The 20,511-nt window shown below is 63.2% G+C and carries 23 protein-coding genes; 8 read left to right on the forward strand and 15 right to left on the reverse strand.

Annotated features, from left to right (window positions below; genetic code table 11):
• Positions 1 to 59 precede the first annotated feature (59 nt).
• The 7 genes from D3P04_RS22460 (at position 60) to D3P04_RS22490 (ending at position 6,762) form a co-directional block, all read left to right on the forward strand.
• Positions 60 to 464, forward strand: a complete 405-nt coding sequence (locus tag D3P04_RS22460; protein WP_119752142.1) for a GNAT family N-acetyltransferase — start codon at positions 60 to 62, stop codon at positions 462 to 464.
• A gap of 151 nt (positions 465 to 615) precedes the next feature.
• Entirely contained in the window at positions 616 to 1,611 is a 996-nt protein-coding gene (locus D3P04_RS22465; RefSeq protein WP_119752121.1) for a BMP family lipoprotein, read from the forward strand.
• An 8-nt stretch (positions 1,612 to 1,619) separates the two neighbouring features.
• Positions 1,620 to 3,269 (forward strand): ABC transporter ATP-binding protein, encoded by a 1,650-nt coding sequence (locus D3P04_RS22470; protein ID WP_119752143.1) that lies wholly within the window; start codon positions 1,620 to 1,622, stop codon positions 3,267 to 3,269.
• A complete protein-coding gene (locus D3P04_RS22475) occupies positions 3,269 to 4,366 on the forward strand; it encodes an ABC transporter permease (RefSeq protein ID WP_119752122.1) in 1,098 nt (365 codons plus the stop codon). The genes D3P04_RS22470 and D3P04_RS22475 overlap by 1 nt, the downstream gene beginning before the upstream one ends.
• A complete protein-coding gene (locus D3P04_RS22480; RefSeq protein ID WP_119752123.1) occupies positions 4,366 to 5,004 on the forward strand; it encodes a LysE family translocator in 639 nt (212 codons plus the stop codon). Before D3P04_RS22475 ends, D3P04_RS22480 begins: the two co-directional genes overlap by 1 nt.
• A 2-nt stretch (positions 5,005 to 5,006) precedes the next feature.
• The gene (locus D3P04_RS22485) at positions 5,007 to 5,972 is read left to right on the forward strand and encodes an ABC transporter permease (RefSeq protein ID WP_119752124.1); all 966 of its coding nucleotides are present in this window, start codon (positions 5,007 to 5,009) and stop codon (positions 5,970 to 5,972) included.
• Positions 5,956 to 6,762 (forward strand): purine-nucleoside phosphorylase, encoded by an 807-nt coding sequence (locus D3P04_RS22490; RefSeq protein ID WP_119752125.1) that lies wholly within the window; start codon positions 5,956 to 5,958, stop codon positions 6,760 to 6,762. The genes D3P04_RS22485 and D3P04_RS22490 overlap by 17 nt, the downstream gene beginning before the upstream one ends.
• 82 nt (positions 6,763 to 6,844) lie before the next feature.
• Here the strand turns inward: D3P04_RS22490 and mnmH are convergent, their stop codons facing one another.
• The 15 genes from mnmH to D3P04_RS22565 form a co-directional block, all read right to left on the reverse strand.
• Positions 6,845 to 7,897, reverse strand: coding sequence for a tRNA 2-selenouridine(34) synthase MnmH (gene mnmH / locus D3P04_RS22495; protein WP_119752126.1), 1,053 nt, complete (start codon positions 7,895 to 7,897; stop codon positions 6,845 to 6,847).
• A 7-nt stretch (positions 7,898 to 7,904) separates the two neighbouring features.
• Positions 7,905 to 8,477, reverse strand: coding sequence for a L,D-transpeptidase (locus D3P04_RS22500; RefSeq protein ID WP_119752127.1), 573 nt, complete (start codon positions 8,475 to 8,477; stop codon positions 7,905 to 7,907).
• A 228-nt stretch (positions 8,478 to 8,705) separates the two neighbouring features.
• A complete protein-coding gene (locus D3P04_RS22505) occupies positions 8,706 to 9,185 on the reverse strand; it encodes a copper chaperone PCu(A)C (RefSeq protein ID WP_119752128.1) in 480 nt (159 codons plus the stop codon).
• Between the two features lie 31 nt (positions 9,186 to 9,216).
• Positions 9,217 to 9,561 (reverse strand): hypothetical protein, encoded by a 345-nt coding sequence (locus D3P04_RS22510; protein WP_119752129.1) that lies wholly within the window; start codon positions 9,559 to 9,561, stop codon positions 9,217 to 9,219.
• A gap of 166 nt (positions 9,562 to 9,727) precedes the next feature.
• Entirely contained in the window at positions 9,728 to 10,027 is a 300-nt protein-coding gene (rpmB, locus tag D3P04_RS22515; RefSeq protein WP_119752130.1) for a 50S ribosomal protein L28, read from the reverse strand.
• Between the two features lie 127 nt (positions 10,028 to 10,154).
• Positions 10,155 to 10,883, reverse strand: coding sequence for an isocitrate lyase/PEP mutase family protein (locus tag D3P04_RS22520; RefSeq protein WP_119752131.1), 729 nt, complete (start codon positions 10,881 to 10,883; stop codon positions 10,155 to 10,157).
• A 39-nt stretch (positions 10,884 to 10,922) separates the two neighbouring features.
• Positions 10,923 to 11,972, reverse strand: coding sequence for a bifunctional transcriptional activator/DNA repair enzyme AdaA (locus D3P04_RS22525; RefSeq protein WP_119752132.1), 1,050 nt, complete (start codon positions 11,970 to 11,972; stop codon positions 10,923 to 10,925).
• A gap of 66 nt (positions 11,973 to 12,038) precedes the next feature.
• A complete protein-coding gene (gene meaB, locus D3P04_RS22530) occupies positions 12,039 to 13,022 on the reverse strand; it encodes a methylmalonyl Co-A mutase-associated GTPase MeaB (RefSeq protein ID WP_119752133.1) in 984 nt (327 codons plus the stop codon).
• A 115-nt stretch (positions 13,023 to 13,137) separates the two neighbouring features.
• Positions 13,138 to 13,656: a sarcosine oxidase subunit gamma gene (locus tag D3P04_RS22535; protein WP_119752134.1), complete on the reverse strand. Its 519-nt coding sequence runs from the start codon at positions 13,654 to 13,656 to the stop codon at positions 13,138 to 13,140.
• Entirely contained in the window at positions 13,649 to 16,579 is a 2,931-nt protein-coding gene (locus D3P04_RS22540; protein WP_119752135.1) for a sarcosine oxidase subunit alpha family protein, read from the reverse strand. The genes D3P04_RS22535 and D3P04_RS22540 overlap by 8 nt, the downstream gene beginning before the upstream one ends.
• Positions 16,576 to 16,941 carry a sarcosine oxidase subunit delta gene (locus D3P04_RS22545; protein ID WP_119752136.1) on the reverse strand — a complete coding sequence of 122 codons (366 nt, stop codon included), beginning with the start codon at positions 16,939 to 16,941 and terminating at the stop codon, positions 16,576 to 16,578. Before D3P04_RS22545 ends, D3P04_RS22540 begins: the two co-directional genes overlap by 4 nt.
• Positions 16,942 to 17,277 (reverse strand): TfoX/Sxy family protein, encoded by a 336-nt coding sequence (locus tag D3P04_RS22550; RefSeq protein WP_182912976.1) that lies wholly within the window; start codon positions 17,275 to 17,277, stop codon positions 16,942 to 16,944. It lies immediately after the preceding gene.
• Positions 17,278 to 17,445: 168 nt separating this feature from the next.
• Entirely contained in the window at positions 17,446 to 17,658 is a 213-nt protein-coding gene (locus D3P04_RS22555; protein WP_119752138.1) for a hypothetical protein, read from the reverse strand.
• A 151-nt stretch (positions 17,659 to 17,809) separates the two neighbouring features.
• Complete coding sequence (locus tag D3P04_RS22560; RefSeq protein WP_119752139.1) at positions 17,810 to 18,136, reverse strand: hypothetical protein; 327 nt, start codon at positions 18,134 to 18,136, stop codon at positions 17,810 to 17,812.
• Complete coding sequence (locus tag D3P04_RS22565; RefSeq protein WP_119752140.1) at positions 18,136 to 19,407, reverse strand: sarcosine oxidase subunit beta family protein; 1,272 nt, start codon at positions 19,405 to 19,407, stop codon at positions 18,136 to 18,138. Before D3P04_RS22565 ends, D3P04_RS22560 begins: the two co-directional genes overlap by 1 nt.
• 174 nt (positions 19,408 to 19,581) lie before the next feature.
• Here D3P04_RS22565 and ccmI point away from each other — a divergent pair.
• Positions 19,582 to 20,511, forward strand: a 930-nt coding sequence (gene ccmI / locus D3P04_RS22570) for a c-type cytochrome biogenesis protein CcmI (RefSeq protein ID WP_119752141.1), incomplete at its 3' end; no start/stop codon positions are given.

A 20,511-nucleotide genomic window follows, 5' to 3' on the forward strand; every position in this document is an offset into this window, starting at 1 on the left:
ATCTATCTGCGTCCCGCGGATGCCGCGCCGCCACGGGATCCCGCTCCGGTCATCCTGCCGTGACCCCCGGCCAGCTATCGGCGCTGCATGCCCGCTGCTTCACCATTCCCCGGCCGTGGAGCGCGGATGAATTCGCCGCGCTTCTGGAAACCCGCGGCTGTTTCCTTCTGACCCGCCCGAACGGCTTCCTGCTTGGCCGCGCAATCGCGGATGAGGCGGAATTGCTGACCCTCGCGGTCGATCCCGCCGCGCGGCGAAAGGGCATCGGTCGCGGTTTGGTGCGGGAATTCGGTCTTGCGGCACAGGCCAAAGATGCCGAGCATCTGTTTCTCGAAGTGGCATCCGACAATCAGCCTGCACAGGCGCTTTACGCGGCTTTGGGCTGGCAACAGGCGGGGCGCAGGCCGGATTATTACGCGCCGGGGCTGGATGCCCTGATCTTGCGGCTGAACCTGCCGGGCTGAACGGCAGGGATGCCGAAACACTGCGAATCCCACCCCCGTTACGCAAGGAAATGGGCAAGAAGGCGGTTGACCAGTTCCGGGCAATGCGTCCTAATCGATCCATCATGCGGGCGCGTTGAATCGCCCGCCACAACAGGATGGGGTTATCTGTATGTCTTTCATGAAAACGCTGATGGCCAGCGCCGCAGTCACCGCCGTCGCGGGTGGAGCGGCGCTGGCCGATCCGGCACTGATCTTCGATCTGGGCGGCAAGTTCGACAAATCTTTCAACGAAGCCGCCTATAATGGCGCGCAACGCTGGACCGAGGAGACCGGCGGCAGCTACAAGGAACTGGAGATGCAATCCGAGGCGCAGCGGGAACAGGCCCTGCGCCGTCTGGCCGAGACCGGGGCAAATCCGATCGTGATGACCGGCTTTGCCTTTGGCAACACCCTTGAAGAGGTCGCCCCCGACTACCCCGAAACCAAATTCGTCATCATCGACGCCGTGGTCGAGCAGCCGAATGTCAAATCCATCATGTTCGCCGAACAGGAAGGCAGTTTCCTCGTCGGAGTCCTGGCGGCCATGGCGTCGGAATCCAAGACCGTCGGCTTCATCGGCGGCATGGATGTTCCCCTGATCCGGCAATTCGGCTGCGGCTATGCGCAGGGCGTGAAACATCAGGAGGCCGATGCGAAAATCCTTGCCAATATGACCGGTACCACCCCGGCGGCATGGAACGATCCGGTGAAAGGCGGCGAATTGACCAAGGCGCAGATTTCGCAGGGCGCGGATGTGGTCTATGCCGCAGCCGGCGGCACCGGGATCGGCGTGCTTCAGGCCGCCGCCGATGCGGATATCCTGTCAATCGGCGTCGACAGCAACCAGAACCACCTGCATCCGGGCAAGGTGCTGACCTCGATGGTCAAGCGTGTGGACAATGCCGTTTACGACGCCTTCACCGCCGGCGAGAATCTGGAAACCGGGGCGCAGGTTCTGGGCCTAGCCGAAGGCGGCGTGGGCTATGCGCTTGACGACAACAACAAGGATCTGATCACCGAAGAGATGAAGACCCGCGTCGACGAAGTGTCTCAGCAGATCCAGTCGGGTGAAATCGAGGTGCATGATTATTATTCCGACAATACCTGCCCGGCCCTGTCCTTCTGATGCCCGGCATGACTGACAAGGCGAAGAGGCCGGAGACGGCCTCTTCCCCGGCGATCGAACTGCGGGGGATCAGCAAATCCTTCGGACCGGTTCAGGCCAACAAGAATATCTCCTTCAAGGTCGCCCGCGGCACCGTGCATGGCATCATCGGTGAAAACGGGGCGGGCAAATCCACCCTGATGTCGATCCTTTACGGGTTCTACAAGCCCGATAGCGGCGAGATCCTGGTGAACGGCCAGCCGTTGAACGTCACCGACAGCCTGACGGCGATCCGCGCGGGGATCGGCATGGTGTTTCAGCATTTCAAGCTGGTGCAGAACTTCACCGTGCTGGAAAACATCATTCTGGGGGTTGAGGACGGAAAATTGCTGCGTCCCTCGCTGGCCAAGGCGCGCGGCGTGCTGAAACAGCTTGCCGCCGAGTATCAGCTGAATGTCGATCCCGATGAAACCATCGAAGAGCTGTCCGTGGGCCATCAGCAGCGGGTCGAGATCCTCAAGGCCCTGTATCGGCAGGCCGATATCCTGATCCTTGACGAACCGACCGGGGTCCTGACGCCGGCCGAGGCGGATCACCTGTTCCGGATCCTCGAAGGGTTGAAGGCCGAGGGCAAGACGATCATCCTGATCACCCACAAGCTGCGCGAGATCATGGAGATCACCGATAATGTCAGCGTCATGCGCAGGGGTGAAATGGTCGCCTCGGTCAAGACATCGGAAACCAGTCCCGAGCAACTGGCGGAGCTGATGGTTGGCCGCAAAGTTCTGCTGAATGTCAAGAAATCCCCCGCGAAACCCGCCCAGCCGGTGCTGGAGGTCCGTGACCTTCAATTGGCCGACGATGAAGGGGTTCAGCGTTTGCGAAATGTCAGCTTTGATATCCACGCAGGCGAAATCTTCGGCATCGCCGGCGTATCGGGCAATGGGCAGACCCAGCTTCTTGAACTGCTGGGCGGCTATCCCGAGAAAGGCTCGACGATCACCGGATCGATCAGGATGAACGGGCAGGAACTGGACCTGACCGGCACCAGATCGGATGCCGCCACCCGCCGCGCCCGCGGCATCGGCCATATCCCCGAGGACCGGCAATCCGAGGGCCTGATCATGGATTTCGCGGCATGGGAGAACAGCGCCTTCGGATATCACCATGCCGCCCAATATAATTCCGGCCTGTTCATGAATAACAACGCGATCCAGCAGGATGCGCAGGAAAAGATGGAGCGTTTCGACATCCGCCCCCGCGACCCGCATCTGGCAGCGCGGAATTTCTCGGGCGGCAATCAGCAGAAGATCGTCGTCGCCCGCGAGATCGAGCGGAATCCCGATCTGCTTCTGGTCGGGCAACCCACCCGCGGGGTCGATATCGGCGCCATCGAGTTCATTCACAAGCGCATTATCGAGCTGCGCGATGCCGGCAAGGCTATTCTGCTGGTCAGCGTCGAGCTGGATGAAATCCTTGCGCTGTCCGACCGTATCGCGGTGATGTTCGACGGGCGCATCATGGGCGAGCGTCTGCCCTCGGAAACCACGACCGGCGAACTGGGTCTGCTGATGGCCGGTGTCACGGATACCGAAAGACACGACGCCAGCGAAGGCATTCCACCGGAAGCAAAGCATGTCCAGGAATTGCCGGATGAACAGGCAGGGGGGGCAGGCTGATGGACAAGATGCCGAAATGGGCGGATGTGATCCTGACCCCGCTGATCTCGCTGATCCTGGCCATGGCAATCTCGGCGCTTGTCATTCTGGCCATCGGGGAAAGCCCGTGGATGGCCCTGAAAACCATGGTCACCGGGGCGCTTGGCTCCAGCTATGGCTGGGGCTTCACCCTGTATTACACGACGAATTTCATCTTTACCGGTCTGGCAGTCGCAGTGGCCTATCACGCCAGCCTGTTCAATATCGGCGGCGAGGGGCAGGCGATGATCGGCGGGCTTGGCGTGGCCCTGATCTGTCTGGCTCTGCCCTGGCCGCATTGGGGCGTCGCCCTGCCGGCAGCAATGATCGGGGCGGCCCTGTTCGGCGCGGCCTGGGCCTTTATCCCGGCGATCCTTCAGGCGAAGCGCGGCAGCCATATCGTGATCACCACGATCATGTTCAACTTCATCGCCGCGGCCCTGCTGAACTACATGCTGGTCAATATCATGCGTCCCCAAGGCAGTCAGGATCCCGCCACGGCCAGATTCCCGGCTGGCGCCCATCTGCCGCAATTATCGGAAATGGCCGCCATGATCGGGATCGAATGGGGCAAGAACACGCCCGTCAACATCACGTTCTTCATCGCCCTGATTGCCTGCGTTCTGGTCTGGCTGCTGATCTGGCGCACCCGGCTGGGATACGAGATTCGCGCGCTTGGCCGCTCGGAGCCCGCGGCGCTTTACGCCGGGATCTCGCCGGTCCGGATTACCGTGATCGCGATGCTGATCTCGGGCGGCCTGGCCGGGTTGATGGCGATCAACAATGTGATGGGCGAGGCCGAGCGTCTGGTGCTGAACGCCGTCGAGGGCGCGGGCTTCATCGGCATCGCCGTCGCCCTGATGGGCCGCAACCATCCCTTTGGCGTGCTGCTGGCCGCGCTGCTTTTCGGATTCCTGTATCAGGGCGGGGGCGAGCTTGCGCTGTGGACCACGATTCCGCGTGAACTGATCGTGGTGATTCAGGCCCTTGTGATCCTGTTCACCGGCGCGCTCGACAATATGGTGCGGATGCCGCTGGAACGGATATTCCTTGCCCTGCGGAAAAAGGGGCGCGCGTGATGGATTGGCTTATTCCGTATCTGCCGGGTTTCGGCGCGGCCTATGCGATACAGGCGGTATCCGTCGCCTCCCCCGGCCCGGGTGTCGCCCTGTTGCTTGGCATCGCCCTGTCGCAGGGCCGTGCGAACGCGGTTGCCGCCGCCTTCGGCATTGCTTTGGGCGCGGCCTGTCTGGCACTGGCAACCACGCAGGGGCTGGGCCTGCTGATGGAACGGGTGGCGTGGCTATCCACAATCATCCGCATCGCCGGGATCTCCTATCTTCTCTGGCTGGCCCTGAAGGCGTTCCGCCGCGCGTCGCAGCCTCCGAAAGTGGCGGTGGCCGCGATCGGCCGCCCCACGGGCCAAATCCGGTCTTTCGCCGCGGGCTACCTGATGCAGATCACCAATCCCAAAGCCATCGTCTTCTGGCTTGCCATCGCCACGGTCGGAGCCACGAATAACGCGCCATTGCCGGTGCTGGCGCTTTTCATCGCCGGAGCCTTCGCCCTGTCGCTGGCAGGTCACGGGGCCTATGCCGTGCTGTTGTCCTCTTCTCCTTTCCGTCACGCCTATGACCGCGCCCGCCGCTGGATCGAGGCCGCGCTGGGCATGTTCCTGACCTATGTCGCCTTCCGTCTGGCCACGGAAAGGAGCTGAGCATGGATTTCGCCACCATCATCCAGATCCTCGATTCCGCCATCCGCCTGATGACGCCGCTATTGCTTGCCTGCCTTGCCGGCCTCTATTCGGAACGCTCGGGCGTGTTCGATATCGGGCTGGAGGGCAAGATGCTGATGGCGGCTTTTTCCTCTGCCGCCGTGGCCGCCGTGACCGGCAATCCGTGGCTTGGCCTGCTTGCGGGGATCGGCGGTTCGATGGCGCTGGCCGCCATCCACGGGATCGCCTCGATCACCTTCAGGGGCAATCAGCTTATCGCCGGCGTCGCCATCAATTTCCTTGCCTCGGGGTTGACGATCCTGATGGGGCAGCGGTTTTTCGGCCTTGGCGGCCGGACCCCGTCGCTGACCGGCGAAGGCCGCTTCGGCGAGATCACCCTTCCGCTTGCCGATACATTGCGGAATGTCCCGGTACTGGGGCGGATCTATGCGGACCTGATCTCGGGCCATTCGATCCTTGTCTATGTCGCCTTCGCGCTGGTTCCGCTGACATGGTGGGTACTGTTCCGCACCCGTTTCGGCCTGCGCCTGCGGGCGGTGGGCGAAAACCCCGCCTCGGTCGATACGGCGGGCGTTTCGGTCACGCGGCTGCGTTTCGCAGCCATCGCCATCTGCGGCATCCTCTGCGGGTTGGCCGGGGCCTATCTGGCAACCGGCCTTTCGGCGGGCTTCGTCAAGGAAATGACGGCAGGGCGCGGTTTCATCGCGCTGGCCGCCCTGATCTTCGCCAAATGGAGACCATGGGCCGCGCTGTTCTCGACCTTCCTCTTCGGACTGCTCGAGGCGATTGCGAACCGTTATCCCGACCTCGATATGGGGCTGATCACGGTGCCGTCGATGTTCATGAACGCGCTGCCCTATATCCTGACCGTCATCATCCTTGCCGGCTTCGTCGGCCGCGCCATTCCCCCCCGCGCCGGAGGCGAACCCTATGTCAAAGAGCGTTGAACTCGCCGCCCTGATCCGCGACCGCGCCGGGGCCGAGCCGCCGGAATACGGGCTGATCCTTGGCTCGGGCCTTGGTCATCTGTCGGGCGCGGTCGACGGCGTGGCGATCCCCTATGACGAATTGCCGGGTTTTCCCCATGCCGGCGTCTCGGGACATGTGCCGCGACTGGTTGTCGGCGAATTCGAAACCCGCCGCGTCGCCGTATTCGGAGGGCGTTCGCATTATTATGAATCGGGACGCGCCGATGCGATGCGGCTCCCGCTCGAGACCCTGGCGGCGCTTGGCGCGAAAAAGCTGATCCTGACCAATGCGGCAGGCTCGCTGCGCCCGGATATCCAGCCGGGCGGGCTGATGATGCTCAGCGATCATATCGCCTTCGCCGGAACCAACCCGCTGATCGGCGAGAAGACCGATGCCCGCTTCGTGCCCTTGACCGATGCGCATGATCCCGGGATCCGCGAGGCGCTTGCCCGCGCCGCAACCGAAGCGCAGATCGACCTGCCGCAGGGCGTCTATTGCTGGTTCTCGGGTCCCAGCTTCGAAACCCCGGCCGAAATCCGCGCCGCCACGATCCTAGGAGCGGATGCCGTCGGCATGTCCACCGTCCCCGAGATCATCCTCGCGCGCTTCCTGGGGCTGCGCTGCGCGGCGATCTCGGTCATCACCAATATGGGCGCGGGCCTCAGCAACGAGGCGATCAGCCACGATCATACCAAAGCCATGGCCCCGCTCGGCGCCACAAAGCTGGAAAAGCTGCTCCGCACCTATCTGCGCGACACGGCCCCATAGGTCACAGAACCGCCCAAATCCGCTTCTTCTTTGCCCAAATACCTCCGCCGGAGGCTCCGGCACCGGATATCGCGGCCTGCCTTCACCCGATCACGCGACCCAATGCCGCCTCGACCCTGCTTGCCGCAAGTTCGAGATCACGCAGATCATCCAGCGGAATAACGGCTTTCTCGCGCCCGGCATAGCGCAGGCGGTGCCTGAGATAGCGCGGATCGTAATGATCCCGCATCAACCCCTCGGCCAGGCCGCGCCAATCCCCGTTCTGTGCCTGTGCCTGCCAGTTCTCGATCCGCGCGGCGGGATGCAGCGGGGCAAGCAAGGCGGTGATCGCGCATAGCCGTGCCGGATCGGTCACCACATCGCCGTAATCGCGAACCGAATAGGCGGCGCGTTCATGCAGCGGAACTTCCAGCCGGATACGGGGAGCGGCGCAGATGGCCCGCCACAGGGCCTTTGGAATCAACAGATCGCCAACCCGGCTGCTTTCGGCCTCGATCAGAACCGGTCGCGCGGGATCCAGAGTTTCGATGGCAATGGCCAATTGCCCCTCGAAGCGTTTCTGGCTGGGCTGTCCGCCTGCAAGGGCCCCGAACAGGCTGCCCCGATGCCGCGCCAGACCCTCAAGATCGATGACCTGAACGCCCCGCGCCGCCAGCCGTTGCAGGATCGCGGTCTTGGCGCTGCCGGTATTGCCGTCCAGCACCACGACCGGCGCGGCGACAGGTCCGTTCTGCACCCGGTCCACCACCAGCGCGCGCCATGATTTATAGCCGCCCTCGATCGTATCGATACGCCAGCCGATCTGTTTCAGAATACCCGCAAAACTGCCCGAACGCTGCCCGCCCCGCCAGCAATAGACGATGGCCCTCCAGCCGCCATCCCGGTCCGCCAGCACCTCGCGCAGATGCCGCGCGGCATTGGCAGCCACCAACGAGGCACCCAGCTTTCGCGCATCGAATGGCGAAACCTGCTTGTAGATCGTGCCGACCCGGGCGCGTTCGTCATCGTCCAGAACCGGCAGGTTGATCGCGCCGGGCAGGTGATCCTCGGCGAATTCCGAGGGGGAGCGGACGTCGATGATATCATCGACCCCGGCAAAGGCAGGATCGAGAACATGAGTCAGCGTTATCGGCAATGCGATGTCAGAATACGTAGACGGGCGTTCCCAACGGCACCTGATCGAACAGGCTCATCACCGCCTCGTTCCGCATCCGCAGGCAGCCATTGGAAACCGCGCGCCCGATCGATCCCGGCTCGGTCGTGCCGTGAATACGGATCGCGGTATCCTGCCCCTGGGCGTTATACAGATACAGCGCCCGCGCACCCAGCGGATTTGTCGGTCCGCCCGGCATCCCGTTTTCGTATTTCTTGTAGGCGGCGGGATCGCGCTGGATCATCTCTTGCGTGGGGCGCCAGCTTGGCCATTCGACCTTCTTGCCGACAGTCGCCTTGCCTTTCCAGACAAGTTCATTCTTGCCCACGGCCACCCCGTAGCGGATCGCCTTGCCCGGCGCGATAACGTGATAAAGGAAGAAATCCTTGCTGACCACGACGATGCTGCCCACCTCGAAATCGTCGCGGATCGCGACCTGGGTCGGAGAATAGGGATCGCGGGGCTGCGTCGCAGCGGGCGCTTCCGGAGCGGCCTGCGACAGCGCCAGAGACGGAGCGGCGATCAGCGGCAGGGCCAGCGACATCAACTGACGGCGTTTCATGATATATAATTCCTGTAAACTGCTCAGATTATCGGCCTCGGGGAAACACTATCCCGATTTTGCGCATTCTTGCAACTCGACAAAGCGTTATCGCGCGTCACCCGCAGGAAAGCGTGCCTCTTGTGCAGCACCGGGGGCCTATGCGGCGCGGAAGCCTGCGCGACACCAAGGCATGTAGCACGGGCGGCGGCGGGGGTCATGGCCCCGCCCGCCGCCTGCGCCACCGGATCAGTGATCCTCATGCCCGTGCTGATGATCGCCCATATCATCGGCAGCGGAATCCCCGGAACGCTGGTTATCGACCGGTATCTCGACCTCTTCCGTGCCGCATTCGCCGAAATCCAGGGTCATCTTGATCGACTGTCCGTCCTCCAGCGGCGCTTTCAGCCCCATCATCATCACGTGATTGCCGCCGCGTGCCAGAAGCTCTTCGCCCTCCGCGGGGATCGTGATCCCGTCAGGGATTGGCGCCATCTTCATCACGCCGTCCACCTCGCTGTTGCTGTGCAACTCGACCCGCTCGGCCGCATCCGAGGCGACGTCCGACAACGTGCAATCGACCTTGCGGTGATTTTCAAGCAGCATGAAGGCCGCCCCGGATTTGGGATTTGCGCCACGGGCATAGGCATCCGTGACGGCCATACCGTCATGAGCCAGCGCGGCATAGGGAAGCATGGCCGCAGAGGCTGCGAAAATTAGCGTTTTCATTCATCATTCCTTCCTGGGTTGGATAATCGGATCAGGTCGTCGTCAACCCGGACGGAGGATCCCGCGCCGATGCCAGCGGCACCGATCGTGAATGCTCTGACAAGCTCCCCGGACGCGGTATGGGCCGATATTGCCCGGCATCGCGCGTGATCAGGATATCGGCGCCCGCCGTTGCATCAAGAAATGACAGCGCCATGTCGGGGCAGATATGCGCCACCGATTTTCCCGCAGCGCCGGGCAGATGGCGGATCACAACGCCATCGCCTGTACAGATCACCACCTGCCCGCCATTCTGCACGGTCCCCCGCGCTATCCCCAGACCGATCCCGGTCAGGGCCAGACAGAAAACCAGAACAAGGCGCAGGGCGGATATCATAACGGGCAGTTTAACGGATCATCCTGCGACAGGCAGCACCCAATCTGTCGCAGCGGAAGAGTATATGGCGATATGTCCACCGCCTGCCGAATGTCAGCCCAGCGCGGCATCCACAAACGCAAACGCCCCGCCAAAGCGGGGCAGACGCAGCCGTTCAAGGCAGCAATCAGGCCTGCAGTTCGGCCGGACCGTCCAGCTTGGAAATCTCGCGCTTGATCTTCAGGGCGCGGGCCGACAGATCGGCATCTTTCGCCTTGGCCAGAAACTCGTCCAGACCACCGCGATGATCGACCGAGCGCAGGGCGGCGGCAGAAATACGCAGGGAATAGCTGCGGCCCATTTTTTCAGACGTCAACGTGACCTCGTTCAGGTTCGGCAGGAACCGGCGACGAGTCTTGTTGTTGGCGTGGCTGACATTGTTACCGGTCATCGGGCCTTTACCGGTCAGTTCGCAGACGCGCGACATGGTGATAATCCTTCGTCTCAGCTTTGGCGGGCTTTCCCGGGATGGGGTTCGGCCCAATGTGAAGGGGCGCAGCCCCGCTGCGCCCGAAAATCCGTTCGCGGGTGATTATAGCGGACCGCCCCCCGCGTCAAGTCCCATAGCTTATCTGATTCCGCGCCGCCTGCGTCAATCCCGCCATCGCATCACGCCAAGGGAAAGGTCCGAAACTGGCCCGCGCCACGTTCAGCCGCGCCAGTTCGGCAAGTGAAGGAGCCGCCGGAGACACCATGATATTCACCGGCAATGCGCATTCACGGCATAATTCTTCAATCAATTCAGGGGCGATCAGTCCTGGCGCGAAGAAACCGTCCGCGCCCGCCTGATGATAGATCCCGGACCGTTCCAATGCCTCCGGCAGCAATGCGGCGTGATCTTCGGAAGGGTTCCTCAGGAACAGATCGGTGCGGGCATTGATGAACAGCCCGGTGCGTGCCCGTATCGCCGCGATTCGCCCGGCATGTTCGGCGGCGGGGCGGATGCCCTTGTTGGGCGGAATGCCATCCTCCAGATTGATCCCGGCAACGCCAAGCTCCTCCAATCGCGCGGCATTGGCCGCGACCTGTTCCGGCGTTTCGCCATATCCCGCCTCGAAATCGACGCTGAGCGGCAAATCCGATACAGCGCGGATACGGGCGACAACATGCAGCAAATCCTCTAGCGGCACCGCTTCTCCGTCCGGATAGCCAAGCGCACCAGCGACCGAGGCGCTGCCGGTCGCAAGCGCCTTTGCGCCCGCTTCGGCGACAGCCTTGGCCGATCCGGCATCCCAGATATTGAACAGGATCAGTGGATTTCCCGGCTGATGTAAGTCACGCATTTGATTAACCTTTTCTCAGAACAGCGCGGCGCCATGTGTTCAGGCGGCATAAGCCCGTTCGGTTTCGATCAGCTTTTCCTTGCGCCACAGCCCCCCGGCATAACCGGTCAAGGTGCCGTCCGCGCCGATGACCCGATGACATGGCACCACAAGCGCGATGCGATTCGTGGCATTGGCGCGGGCCACGGCGCGGGTTGCGGTGGGCTGACCGATATCACCGGCAAGCTGGGCATAGCTACAGGTCTCGCCCGCAGGGATCCGGCGCAATTGTTGCCAGACGCGGCGTTGAAAATCGGTTCCGTGAAGCTGAACGGGCACGGAGAACCGGGGATTGTTCCCCTCGAAATAGGCATTCAGCTCGGCTTCGACCCGATCAATGACCGCGCTGCGGCCCAGTCCGATCCGCCCGCCGACAAAGCCCGACAGCTTCCGCAGCCCTTCCGGCAGCGCCTTGCGGTCGATGAATTCCAGCAAGTGCAGCGCCTCGTCATCGGCAATCGCGATCATCCCGCCAAGCGGCGTATCGATCCAGTCGGCCCTGAGATCGGCGGGGCCGCGCAGCACATGCGGCTTGTGGCCGAACAGCCGCGCGAAAGCGTTCCTGAACCCCGAGGCCGAATCGAATCCGGCATCCAGTTGTGCGTCGATCATCGCTGATCCCTCCGTCAATGCTTTCATGCCGCCCCGTAGCCGCAATTCGCGCGCCATCTGCAGGAAGCTTTGGCCGAAATGGCGACGAAAGGCTCGGCGCACGGTCGAGGGGTCAAGCCCCATCTCCGCCAGGTCACCCTCGGACCAGCGGCGCGCAGGATCGGCTTTCAGTTCAGCCATCAACCGCGACACGATCCGGTCGCCGTCGGCAGTGGGACCGCACGGGAAACAGCGGCGGCAAGGCCGGAAACCGGCGGCCTCCGCCTCGGCAGGATGCGTGAACCAGCGGCAGTTTTCCGGGCGCGGCTTGCGGGCCGGGCAGGTCAGGCGGCAGAAGATGCCGGTTGTCGTGACCGCGACATAGGCGCGGCCCTCATAGGCCGGGTTGCGGGCCAGCAGCGCGGCATAAAGCGTTTCGGGTTCGGGCAGGTCAAGCATGGCAGTTTCCTTCCTTATCCCGTTTCTACCCGATTCGCGGGCGGTATGGGGCGCAAAATCGGGCGTTTATTCCCGGGAACCGCCCTGCCCCCTGTTCAGATGGTCCAGCATCCGCATTGCCGCAAGCCCCGGCGTCATATCGCCCGCCGCAACCGCGTCCCCCAATTGCTGCAATTCGGCCTTGATTTCAGGCTGATCCAGCCGCGCAAGCAAACCGGCCCGCAACTCGGCCATGAACCAGTGTCGCGCCTGTGCCGAACGGGTCGCCTCGAAATGCCCGTTCTCGCGACGCCAATCGGCCAGTTGCTGCATCTCGTCCCATGCCTTGCGCAGCCCCTCCCCCGTCGCGGCGGAAACCGTAAGCGCCTTGGGGAAACGCTCGGGATCCTGCGGGCGCTTGCGCAGCAGGCGCAGCGCACCGGCATAATCCGCGCAAGTCCGCCGCGCCGTGGCAAGAAGATCGCCATCAGCCTTGTTCACCAGAACAAGATCGGCCATCTCCATGATACCGCGCTTGACGCCCTGAAGCTCATCCCCGCCGGCGGGGGCAAGCAGCAGGATGAACAGATCGGACATCTCGGCCACCAGCGTCTCGGACTGGCCGACGCCGACCGTCTCGATCAGCACCACGTCATAGCCCGCCGCCTCGCATAAGCGGATCGATTCCCGCGTGCGCCGGGCAACGCCGCCCAGTTCCGCGGATGAGGGCGTGGGCCGGATAAACGCCATCGGATTGCGCGACAGCAGCTCCATCCGGGTCTTGTCGCCAAGGATCGAGCCCCCCGACCGCGCCGAGGACGGGTCGACGGCAAGGACAGCAACCCGGTGCCCCTGTTCGGTCAGCATCATGCCGAAAGCCTCGATGAAAGTCGATTTGCCGACACCCGGCGTTCCCGACATGCCGATGCGCAGGGCCTGACGCGGCGGCAGTTGCGACAGCAGTTCAACCGCCTGTTCGCGATGATCGGGGCGGGTCGATTCGATCAGGGTGATCGCACGGGACAGCGCCCGGCGATTGCCTTTGGTCAAAGAGTCCAGAAGTTCTGTCATATGGCCCCGTCTGAAAGCGGCGGCAAGCTGCCTCGTCTGCGGAAGGTACTTGAACCAGCCGCATGACAGCCGTCAACCCCGACAGGTATTTGGACAAAGAAGAAGTGCCAGACGCTCAGCCCGGGGCAAGCTGGCTGCCCGGGGTCGCCGCGTTGTTCAGGATCCGGTCGAGATAATCGGCGGTCGAGCGAAAGCCGATCATGCGGAAGCCGTTTCCGATGTGCCAGAATGCGACGGCGGTTTGCGCAGCGCGGGTGCGGCGCAGGCCGTCGCGGGGCAGCGCATCGGGATCGGCAGGGCACAGTTTGGCGATCACATCGCCCGCATGGGGGCCAGTGATATCGAAAACGGCGCGCGCATCCGAGACATCCGCAACCAGTGCATGTTCGCCGGTAAGCGCCTGTTCCAGCGCCTGCACGGCCCTGGCGGTCTCGGCGACAGGAAGAAGCAGCAATAATTCATCCGGAGACATCCAGCCAAGGCTGCGGCTGCCATCCCTGGTGATGCAGATCGCCTGCGGAATGGGTAGACCGGCGGCCTCGGCGATGGCATCGCCCGCACGCTCAAGATCGGCGCGGATGGTGATCATGCCGAACCCTTTGCGGCGGGTGATCGTGGCGAGTGCATCAGCCATTGAGACGGCTCCCTTCCTTGTCGAAGAAGACCGGCTCGCAGATCCGCGCCTTCATCACCTCATTCGAGGGCAGCGGGAATTCCAGAACCTGTCCCATCCGTTCCGGCCCGTGACGGACAAGCCCCATGGCGATGGGCTTGTTCAGCGTGGGCGAGTAATAGCTTGAGGTCACGCGGCCCTGCGTCTTGCGCTGCCCGTTATCGTTCTTGCCCTCATCCACGGCATAGGCGCCATCGGGCAGAACACGGTCGTCAAGGCTTTCCAGCCCCACCAGCTGCCAGCGGCTGCCATCGCGCATATGGCTGCGGCTTTGCGCCCGTTTGCCGATATAGTCGGCTTTCTTCTTCGAGATCGCCCATTGCAGCCCCAGATCCTGCGGAATGATCGTGCCGTCTGTTTCGTCGCCGATCATGATGAAACCTTTTTCCGCGCGCATGACATGCATCGCCTCGGTGCCATAGGGGGTGATGTTCAGATCATGCCCGGCCTCGTGCAGTTTCTGCCACAGGTCCAGCCCGCGCGAGGCAGGCACCGCGATCTCGTAGCTGAGTTCGCCCGAAAAGCTGATGCGGAAAATCCGGGCGGGAATATCGGCGATCTCGCCCTCTTTCCAGCTCATGAAGGGGAAGGCTTCGGCGGACAGGTCGATATTGCCGGACAGCCGTTCAAGCAAGGTACGGGCCTTGGGTCCGGCGATGGCGATCTGGGCATATTGCTCGGTCAGGTTGGCGGTATAGACCTGCCAGTCCCACCATTCGCATTGCAGCCAGTCTTCCATATGGCCGTGGATACGCTCGGCCCCGCCGGTCGTGGTGTGGCACAGCCATGTGTCGTCCGACAGCCGCGCAACCACGCCGTCATCCATCAGGAAACCGTTCTCGCTGCACATCAGGCCATAGCGGCATCGACCGGGTTTCAGATTGGACATCATATTCGTGTACAGCATGTCCATGAAGCGTCCGGCATCCGGCCCCTTGACGATGATCTTGCCAAGGGTCGAGGCATCCAGCGTGCCGACGCTTTCGCGCACCGCCATGATCTCGCGGTTGACGGCGGCGTGACGATCCTCGGCCCCGCGCGGATAGCAATAGGGGCGGCGCCATTGGCCCACCGGTTCCCATGAGACGTCGTGACGCTGATGCCAGTCATGCATGGGCGTCTTGCGCAGCGGCTGGAATGCCTCACCCCGCGCATCCGCCGCGATGGTGGCCAGTGTCAGCGGCGTATAGGGCGGGCGGAAGGTGGTGGTGCCGGTTGCGGGGATGGGCTGGTTCAATGCCTTCGACAGCACCGCAAGGCCGTTGATATTGCTGACCTTGCCCTGATCGGTCGCCATACCCAGCGTGGTATAGCGCTTGGTATGCTCGACGCTGGCATAGCCCTCGCGCGCGGCCAGTTCGACATCCGAGACCTTCACATCATTCTGGAAATCCAGCCACATTTTCGAGCGCAGCTTATAGGGCGCATTCTGCGGCATGACCCAGACCGGCATGGTTTCGGCTTCAGGCAGGTCCATATCGCCCGCACAAAGCAGATCGCCATTCGCGGCACCCGCGGCCGTGACCATTCCCTGACCACCCGCACCCAGTGGCGGGCGGTCGGGATCGGGGCGGAACATCGCATCAGCCTCGTCCCAGATCAGCTTGCCGCCGCAATGGCTCCACAGATGGACCACCGGGGACCAGCCGCCGGACATGGCCACCGCGTCGCATTCGACACTGCCGGTGATCGTGCCGTCGCCTGCGTGATCGCACAGCGCCACCCCTTCGACATGGCGGCTGCCCTTGACCTTGGCGATGGCCGTGCCGGTCAGGACCGGGATATTCCGGGCGCGCGCCGCCTGCGGCAATTCGCCAGAGGCGTCGGGGCGGGCGTCTATTACGGCAACCACGTCAAGCCCCGCATCCGAGGCCGTCAGGGCGGTGCGATAAGCGTCATCGTTATTGGTGACGACAACGATCCGCTGGCCGGGGGCCACGCCGTATTCGCTGATGAAATCCCGCATGGCCGAGGCCAGCATGATGCCCGGAACGTCGTTGCAGGCGAATGACAATGGCCGTTCAAGCGCCCCTGTCGCCGTGATCACATGCCCGGCGCGGATACGCCACAGGCGTTGCCGGGGAATGCCCTGATTGGGATCGTGATCGGCCAGAGCCTCGCGCGCCAGCAGATAACCGTGATCGTAAAGCCCCGTCGCCATGCAGTTGCGGCGCAGGGTGACATTATCGCGCCCACGCAGATCTGCAAGCAGAGCGTCGATCGCCTCGGTCCCTTTGGTATGATCGGCGGGGGTGCGACCGCCCCATTCCGGACCTTGTTCCAGCACGATCACGCGCTGCCCGTTCCCGGCGGCGTCGCGGGCGACGGTCAGGCCGGATATCCCGCCTCCGACGACCACGAGATCGGCGAAACCATATGCCTGCTCGTAACTGTCCGGGTCACGCTCTTTCGGAGCGCGGCCAAGCCCGGCGCTGCGGCGGATGATCGGCTCGAACAGATGTTTCCAGAACGGGCGGGGGTGAATGAAGGTCTTGTAATAGAACCCCGCCGGCAGCATCGGCGACAGCAAGTTGTTCACCGCCCCGATATCGGCGTCCAGCGAGGGCCAGCAATTCTGGCTGCCCAGAACCATGCCGGGAATCAAGGCGGTGGTTGTGGCCCGCTGGTTCGGTTCGAACCGTCCGCCCTGACCAAGGCCGAACAGGGCATTGGGTTCCTCGGCGCCACTGGCGATCGGCCCGCGTGGGCGGTGATATTTGAACGAACGGCCCATCAGCATCTGGCCATTGGCCAGCAGGGCCGAGGCCAAAGTATCACCCTGAACCCCACGCAGATGACGCCCATCGAAGCGGAACGGAAGCTGAAAGGCGCGGTCGATCAGGCGACCACCCCGGGCCAGACGGAAAGGAGGCGTATAGGTCATTGGGCGCTGCCTTTCTCGGATGGCCAATCTTGCTCGGGGGACCAGTCAGGTTGCCAGTCGGGGCGGGATTTGCGGATCTTGTCGATGATCTCCTGCGGCGGCTGCGTGGTCTGGGCGCGATAGGTGCCATAGACCTGCAATGTCGCGGTATCGCGGGCGGCGAGGAACCATTTCCCGCAGCCATAGGCATGCCGCCAGCGTTCGAAATGCACGCCCTTGGGGTTTTTGCGGGCGAACAGATAGGCCTCGAACTCTTCGTCATTGCCATCTGGCCCGATACGCTTCAGATGCGCTTCGCCACCGGGATGAAGCTCGGATTCCTCGGCTTGAACACCGCAATAGGGACAGGTCAGTATCAGCATTCAGCAATCCTTGGGAGGAAAGGTGGAAACATGGGTCAACGCCATCCGGGCAAGGCCCTGACGGATGTCATCATCGGAAAGCGGAGGGCCGGATAACCAGACAAAGCCGGGCTTTTCGCGGCCTGCATGCGACATGCGCGACGTGCCGGGAAAGGCAAGCGCCTGCGCCTCGGCCTCTTTGCCGACGCGGAACATCGCATGGCCCGCGCGCGCGGCGCAAAGCATATGCCCGTTCAGCATGAAGCAAAGCCCGCCGAACATCGGGCGGCTGTGCAGCCCGTCCGGCTGGCCAAGATCTTCGGGAAGCTGGGCCTCAAGACCGGGATCGCGGGTCATGACCGGCACCCCGAGGGACAAGCGGTAAAGAAAGGGACCGGGGGCCATCCGCCCCCGATCCCCGCGAGCGACGCGATCCGACCGGCATCCCAGAATGCCATGCCGTGTTTCACGCCGCTCTGCAAAACCTCTGGTGATTCAGTGGAGGTTTTCCCCCAGGGATCACGCTTACTCGGTAGCTGCCGGTGCGTCGGTCGCAGCACCGTCTGCAGGAGCATCTGCAGGAGCTTCGGTCTCTGCCGGAGCGGTTGCTGCCGGATCATCGACCGCGGCATCGCCGCCACCTTCACCACCGCCGCCCATGAAGACAAACAGCAGCAAAACGACGACCACAACGGCGCCGATGATGATATAGAGTCCGTTCTTGTTACCTTCAGCCATAATTGTCCCTTCCGTTGGCATGGTTGACAACGGATCAATTCACAGCCTGCCCAAGGAGTTCCAGAAGAAATCGCCATGCGCGGAACCTTGCCAACCGGATGACGCGGGCTACCGGACCTCGCCCCATCGAAAGACATGCAATAGGCCCGCATCATAATGAAAAACCCGGATTTTCAATGGAAATCCAGATACCGGCCTGCATCACGGAACGGGCGCCATATGCGGTCTTTTCCTGCTCATGCGGCGGGCGGATACAGCTGTTTTCGTCACGTTTCCCGATGGGCCAGCCAAAGAACCGGCGCGGATCCAGCGCAAAATCGCTTATATCGGCACGTTCCCATCCAGGTCTTCCGATCCGGTCCCGCGTATGAAATTCGGGAAAGGAAACATTTTCCGGCAGATATCGCCCGGCCCCGGCCGAAACATGCCGGGCACCCCGCAATCCATGGGAAATCCCCCGGAACTCACTTAGCGCCATCAATGCGCCACTCCCGCCGCAACGGATTCATCGATGAAGCGCCCTTCGCGGAAGCGGTTCAGGCCGAATTGGGCAGCCAGCGGGCCGGGTGTGCCATTGGCGACAAGTTCCGCCATCGCCCAGCCCGAACCGGGGATCGACTTGAATCCGCCGGTGCCCCATCCGCAATTGACGAAAACGCCACCGACCGGAGTCGCCGACAGGATCGGAGAGCGGTCGCCGGTCATATCCACGATCCCGCCCCATTGCCGCAGCATCTTGAGCCGCGAGATCATCGGGAAAGTTTCCACCAGAGCGCGCACGGTTTCCTCGACATGATGCCACGACCCGCGCTGGGTGAAATTGTTGAACCCGTCGGTGCCGCCGCCGATCACCATCTCGCCCTTGTCGGATTGCGACAGGTAGCCGTGAACGGTATTCGCCATCACGACGACATCCATGCAGGGCTTGATCGGCTCGGATACCAGCGCCTGCAAGGCCACGCTTTCGATCGGCAGACGGAACCCCGCCATCTCGGCAAGCTGGCTGGAATGCCCCGCCACCACCAGCGCCAGCTTGCCGCAGCCGATCCGGCCCTTAGAGGTATTCACCGCGCGGACCTGTCCGCCATCCACCTCGATCCCCTGCACTTCGCAGTTCTGGATGATATGCATGCCCATGTCGCTGCACGCCCGTGCATAGCCCCAGGCCACCGCATCATGCCGCGCCGTGCCGCCGCGCGCCTGATACAGCCCGCCCAGCACCGGATAGCGCGGCCCCTCCAGATTGATGATCGGGACCAGTTCCCGGACGCGCGCAGGCTCGATCCACTCGGTCGCCACGCCTTGCAGGTGGTTCGCATAGGCGGTGCGTTTGTAACCGCGCACCTCATGCTCGGTCTGGGCGAGCATGATGACGCCGCGCGGGCTGAACATGACGTTGTAATTCAGGTCCTGCGACAGGTTTTCATAAAGCTGCAGCGCCTTGTTATAGATCGCGGCGGAGGGATCCTGCAGGTAGTTCGAGCGAATGATCGTGGTATTCCGCCCGGTATTGCCGCCGCCCAGCCAGCCCTTCTCGATCACCGCGACATCGGTGATCCCGAAATTCTTGCCAAGATAATAGGCCGTCGCCAGACCATGCCCGCCGGCCCCCACGATGACGACCTGATAACGGTCGCGCGGCTGAGGGTTCTGCCATGCGCGATGCCAGCCCTGATGCTGGCGCAGCGCCTCGCGGGCGATGGCGAAAACCGAATAACGGCCGGAGCGCGGTGCGGATGCGATAGCCATGGGTCCCCCTTGTGAATCGCGGCTCAGATTGTCCCGAGCGGTGCCATCTTACAACGCATCTTGCGGCAGATCGCGGCAAAATGCGACACGCCCGCACGAGCTTGTCATCGCGGTTTCACTTTTCCGCGCGCCCGAAACCGGGTAATCCGCTTCGGAAGGGATAAGGATGCGGGAATGTTCTGGCTGATATGCGCGGCTCTGGTATTGGTGATCGCCTTGGCGATTGCCGCTCCGCTTCAGCGGATGCGCGACAGGGACGCGCCCTCGGCTGCGGCATTCGATCTGCGGGTCTATCGCGATCAGCTGCGCGAGGTCGAACGCGACCTTGATCGCGGCGTGATCGGCACGGAGGAAGCCGAACGCCTGCGGACAGAGATCGGCCGCAAGGTGCTTGAAGCCGACCGCAGGCTGAATGCCGCCCGCCCCCTGCGCAGCGGCGGCGGCATGATCGGCGCGGGCGCGGTGCTGGCGCTGCTGCTGGCCGGCGCGATCGGGCTGTATCTGTATCAGGGCGCGCCCAGCATGCCGGATCTGCCGCTTTCGGAACGAATCGCGACGGCCTCGACCATCTATGCCAACCGGCCAAGCCAGACCGAGGCAGAGGCCAACGCACCGGAAACCCCCGCGCCCGAGATCGATCAGGAATATGCCGAACTGCTTGAGAAATTGCGGGAGACCGTGGCGAAGAAGCCGGACGATCCGCAGGGCCTGATCCTGCTTGCCACCAATGAAATGCGCGTCGGGAATCCCGTCGCGGCCCGCGAAGCGCAGCAGAAACTGGTCGATCTGCGCGGCGACAAGGTAAGCGCCGACGAATTGCTGCGTCTCTCGGCCATGATGACCGAGGCGGCGGGCGGGCTTATCACGCCCGAGGCCGAGAAGGTGCTTGCCCGGGCCTTGCAGATGGATCCGTCCCTGCCGCAGGGCCGATATCTTCTGGGGCTTCTGCAAATCCAGAACGAGCGTCCCGACCGCGCATTCCCCATCTGGCGCGGCCTGCTGGAAGAGGGGCCCTATGACGCGCCGTGGAACGTCCCGATCCGCGCCAGCATCGACGATCTCGCATGGCTGGCGGGCCAGCCGGACTATGTTGCCCCCCCGGAG

This window comes from Paracoccus onubensis, from assembly GCF_003591515.1.
GTDB lineage: Bacteria > Pseudomonadota > Alphaproteobacteria > Rhodobacterales > Rhodobacteraceae > Paracoccus > Paracoccus onubensis.

Coding starts and splice junctions, on each gene's coding strand:
- D3P04_RS22465 (WP_119752121.1), top strand. CDS start 616: ATGTCTTTCATGAAAACGCTGATGGCCAGCGCCGCAGTCACCGCCGTC.
- D3P04_RS22470 (WP_119752143.1), top strand. CDS start 1,620: ATGACTGACAAGGCGAAGAGGCCGGAGACGGCCTCTTCCCCGGCGATC.
- D3P04_RS22475 (WP_119752122.1), top strand. CDS start 3,269: ATGGACAAGATGCCGAAATGGGCGGATGTGATCCTGACCCCGCTGATC.
- D3P04_RS22480 (WP_119752123.1), top strand. CDS start 4,366: ATGGATTGGCTTATTCCGTATCTGCCGGGTTTCGGCGCGGCCTATGCG.
- D3P04_RS22485 (WP_119752124.1), top strand. CDS start 5,007: ATGGATTTCGCCACCATCATCCAGATCCTCGATTCCGCCATCCGCCTG.
- D3P04_RS22490 (WP_119752125.1), top strand. CDS start 5,956: ATGTCAAAGAGCGTTGAACTCGCCGCCCTGATCCGCGACCGCGCCGGG.
- D3P04_RS22500 (WP_119752127.1), bottom strand. CDS start 8,477: ATGAAACGCCGTCAGTTGATGTCGCTGGCCCTGCCGCTGATCGCCGCT.
- D3P04_RS22505 (WP_119752128.1), bottom strand. CDS start 9,185: ATGAAAACGCTAATTTTCGCAGCCTCTGCGGCCATGCTTCCCTATGCC.
- D3P04_RS22510 (WP_119752129.1), bottom strand. CDS start 9,561: ATGATATCCGCCCTGCGCCTTGTTCTGGTTTTCTGTCTGGCCCTGACC.
- rpmB (WP_119752130.1), bottom strand. CDS start 10,027: ATGTCGCGCGTCTGCGAACTGACCGGTAAAGGCCCGATGACCGGTAAC.
- D3P04_RS22520 (WP_119752131.1), bottom strand. CDS start 10,883: ATGCGTGACTTACATCAGCCGGGAAATCCACTGATCCTGTTCAATATC.
- D3P04_RS22525 (WP_119752132.1), bottom strand. CDS start 11,972: ATGCTTGACCTGCCCGAACCCGAAACGCTTTATGCCGCGCTGCTGGCC.
- meaB (WP_119752133.1), bottom strand. CDS start 13,022: ATGACAGAACTTCTGGACTCTTTGACCAAAGGCAATCGCCGGGCGCTG.
- D3P04_RS22535 (WP_119752134.1), bottom strand. CDS start 13,656: ATGGCTGATGCACTCGCCACGATCACCCGCCGCAAAGGGTTCGGCATG.
- D3P04_RS22540 (WP_119752135.1), bottom strand. CDS start 16,579: ATGACCTATACGCCTCCTTTCCGTCTGGCCCGGGGTGGTCGCCTGATC.
- D3P04_RS22545 (WP_119752136.1), bottom strand. CDS start 16,941: ATGCTGATACTGACCTGTCCCTATTGCGGTGTTCAAGCCGAGGAATCC.
- D3P04_RS22550 (WP_182912976.1), bottom strand. CDS start 17,277: ATGACCCGCGATCCCGGTCTTGAGGCCCAGCTTCCCGAAGATCTTGGC.
- D3P04_RS22555 (WP_119752138.1), bottom strand. CDS start 17,658: ATGGCTGAAGGTAACAAGAACGGACTCTATATCATCATCGGCGCCGTT.
- D3P04_RS22560 (WP_119752139.1), bottom strand. CDS start 18,136: ATGGCGCTAAGTGAGTTCCGGGGGATTTCCCATGGATTGCGGGGTGCC.
- D3P04_RS22565 (WP_119752140.1), bottom strand. CDS start 19,407: ATGGCTATCGCATCCGCACCGCGCTCCGGCCGTTATTCGGTTTTCGCC.